3 protein-coding genes and 1 pseudogene are annotated in these 3,409 nt (G+C 37.0%); all 4 read left to right on the forward strand.

Features of this window, described 5'->3' with window-relative positions:
- A partial coding sequence (locus tag ACR2MV_RS14045) for a hypothetical protein (protein ID WP_434022657.1) occupies positions 1-303 on the forward strand: 303 nt, incomplete at its 5' end.
- Between the two features lie 44 nt (positions 304-347).
- Positions 348-2,084 carry an arylsulfatase gene (locus tag ACR2MV_RS14050; protein WP_434022658.1) on the forward strand — a complete coding sequence of 579 codons (1,737 nt, stop codon included), beginning with the start codon at positions 348-350 and terminating at the stop codon, positions 2,082-2,084.
- 351 nt (positions 2,085-2,435) lie between these two features.
- On the forward strand, positions 2,436-2,753 hold the full coding sequence (locus tag ACR2MV_RS14055; protein ID WP_434022659.1) for an InlB B-repeat-containing protein: 318 nt from the start codon (positions 2,436-2,438) through the stop codon (positions 2,751-2,753).
- Positions 2,754-3,139: 386 nt separating this feature from the next.
- Positions 3,140-3,409: pseudogene (locus tag ACR2MV_RS14060) on the forward strand (hypothetical protein); the annotation flags it as partial.

Here is a 3,409-nt window from a genome sequence, read left to right on the forward strand (position 1 = left end):
ACCTCAGTAATTGATTTATACAATGATCACCGTGAAGTTCATCCTATGGTTGTACAGTCATTTCATATGAAAGAACCTTTTAAAAGAATGAGAGCACGCCATGATGCCTGGATAAAGAAATTTCCTCATACGGTGCAAAAACATGGGATGTCTTATACCGGTATATCCAATGCCAGGGATGAAACTAAGGCATTGGTAAATCCTCCCGCTGAAATGGAAAACTTACCTTTTGATGCTAACGAATTTATTGATAAGTACAAAGATTACCCATATGACCCTAGTGGAGGAGCGGATAACCATTAGTAATGATCTCGATTTTTTTTAACTTTAGTAATTACTCTAATATCATGAAGATTAAAATTATCACCTATAGTTTTATAGCATTTTCTTTACTGTCTTTGAATCTTTTGTTTATTTCATGTTCAAAAGTTGAAAAGCTAGAAGAAAAGGAGAAAAAACCGAATATAATTTTAATTGTATTAGACGATGCCGGTTATAGTGATTTAGGGCCGTTTGGAAGTGAAATAAATACGCCTTCTATTGATAAACTGGCTTCAGAAGGAGTCATGTTCAGTCAATTTAATGTTACTCCGAATTGTTCATCAACAAGGGCTTCATTATTGACCGGGATGGATCACCATAGAACTGGAATGGGTTCGCATGTGGTGGTTACCGAAAATCAGAAAGGAAAACCTGGTTACGAGGGGTTTTTAAATCATCGCGTGACAACCATGGCTGAGGTATTGCAAGACGGAGGTTATTATACCATGATGGCAGGAAAATGGCATCTAGGTAATAAGCAAGCAAACACCTGGCCTTCTGGCAGGGGTTTTGAAAGGAGCTTTGTACTTCTGAACGGTGGTGCAAGCCACTGGGATAACACCCCGTTATTTCCTAATAAACCAGGAACTTATATCAATGACGGAAAACCAGTTCAGGAATTCCCCAAAATTTTTTATTCATCTGATTTTTATACCGAAAAAATCATCAACTATATTGAGCAAGGTGAAAACAAGAAACCCTTCTTTGCCTATCTGTCTTTTACGGCTCCCCATAACCCTCTTCATGCCCCGGATGAATTAATCAAGAAGTATCAGGATCAGTATAAAGACGGGTGGGATCAATTGCAGCTGAGGCGACTTGAACAACTTAAGTCTATTGGTTTGATCGATCCTCAAATAGCCCCCCAAGTGCGGCCTGAGTGGATCCCAGCCTGGGACGACTTAAATCAGAAAGAAAAAGATAATGCATCAAGAGACATGGCGGTCTATGCAGCAATGATCGATAGACTAGATCATAATATTTGGTTGCTGGTGCAGAAATTAAAAGAACTAAAGGCTTATGACAATACCATGATTCTTGTATTTTCGGATAACGGACCCAGTAAAACAACTATGGAGGATTATCTGAATCTTGCAGGTGCTGATATGAGTTTCATGGATACTTTTGATAATAGTTTAGAGAATCGTGGGCTTCAAAATTCGAACATTGATATAGGTCCTGGCTGGGCTTATGGAATTGCTGCTCCATTTAGGCTAATGAAAGGCTATCAAAGTCAAGGTGGGGTAATGAGCCCATTAATAATCAAACCCCCAAAGCAATGGAATCAGAGTACCTCTCATATTAAAAAACCGGTTCATATTATGGATATAATGCCAACAGTGCTGGATGCAGCTAATGTTGATCATCCGGCAGATGAATTATCAGCAGAGAAGACCTTGACAAGCAACAACGAAGTTGAATTGTTAGCAATGCAAGGGAAGTCAATGGTTCAATTAATAAAAGGCGAGAAGAGCATTGATTTTGATGAACGAGGATTTGGATCTGAATTATTTGGAATTAGAGCTTATAGGAAAGGCAATTGGAAAATATTAAAACTTCCTGAACCCTATGGATCGGGTAAATGGCAACTATATAATCTTGAATCAGACCCTGGGGAATCAAAAGATCTGGCAGAAATTCATTCAGATGTATTAGAAGAGTTAGCTAAAGAATGGCGAGTCTATGTTGAAATTAATGGGGTAGTTGAACCGGATAAACCTAGTCTATATTCGCTTCCTCCAAAAAAATCTAAAGTTCATTAACAATTCAAACCATTTGACCAATTCTGAGTATTCTTGCCACAAATAACCTATAAATCACCTGCAAATTCGATAGAAGGATTTTTTTTATTTCCAAGGATTTTGACTAGGCAAAGCTTAAAGGAAAAAATTCTTGGAAATAAAAAATGAAAGACGCCTTAGCGGATTTTTCTTATTACTTGTTAGGGAGCTCCCCTTTGGGATCAACGAAGTTAACTCCCTTCGGTTCCAAAGTCAATAAACAGAATGGATAAATCATCGGCCCCCACTAAATTCATAATATATTCCACCTAGACTTTTGAATTAAGCGATAATTATTTAAGTTTGGGAACAGAAATATTTAATTATTAAACTATGTATACAAATTTATCGGCCCTTAGGCTCGTCTTTGCACTTTTCTTGATTTTATCAACATTTTCATCTTGTGACGACGATGATGATTTGCAATATGTTTTAATGGTTTCGAAATCAGTAGAAGAGGGAGGGTCCGTTAGTCCTTCCAGAGGGACCTATTTACCGGGCGAAGTTGCCAGAATAACTGTAACACCATCAGAATCCTATACTTTTAAAGAATGGCAGGGGGACGCCTCAGGGCAAGAAAATCCGATTTTAATTACAATGAATTCGAATAAATCGATCACTGCGGTTTTTGAAAAAAAAGAAATGGAGTGAATTGGAATTGCGTTTAGGATTGAACAAGGTAATTTTTCGTAGCCAATACAGAAAGTATTTTATCAATGATTAAAGGTCTTGATATTCAGGTGCATTTAATTAGAACCCAATAGTATTTCGGGTCCTGCAACACCTTTATAAATGTCTCTTCCTGCCACATCCTCTCCCTGCTCCTGACTATAAAATTGACTTTTCTCATTTCGAATAAAGATAAATCGTTTATCAATATATGTAGGGTTTAAGTAAAAGAATAAAAATCGGAAAGACTCTTCTCTTTCAATAAATCTTTGATAAAATAGTGCTGACAGCAGATAAGAAACACTTAGATATTATTCAATAAATAGACTTAATTTGAATGGCTAAACCGTTTTTTAATTTCCTGTTTTATGAAAATGAGCACACGTTTTTTATCACTAAAGATATGCGTATTAACTTTTCTATTAAGTTTGGGCCTGTCATCCAATGCACAAAACCTGACCAGCTTTAACAACGACTGGCTTTTTACCCTTTCTGACTCACCTGATTATTCATTAACAACCTATAAACCCTCTGGTTGGACAAAACTGGATCTTCCTCATGATTGGAGCATAGAGCATGATTTTTCTGAAGATTTAGAAGGTTGTACTGCATTTCTACCGGGTGGTATAGGTTGGTAT

It is taken from the genome of Lutimonas sp., from assembly GCF_051011215.1.
Taxonomy (GTDB): domain Bacteria; phylum Bacteroidota; class Bacteroidia; order Flavobacteriales; family Flavobacteriaceae; genus Lutimonas.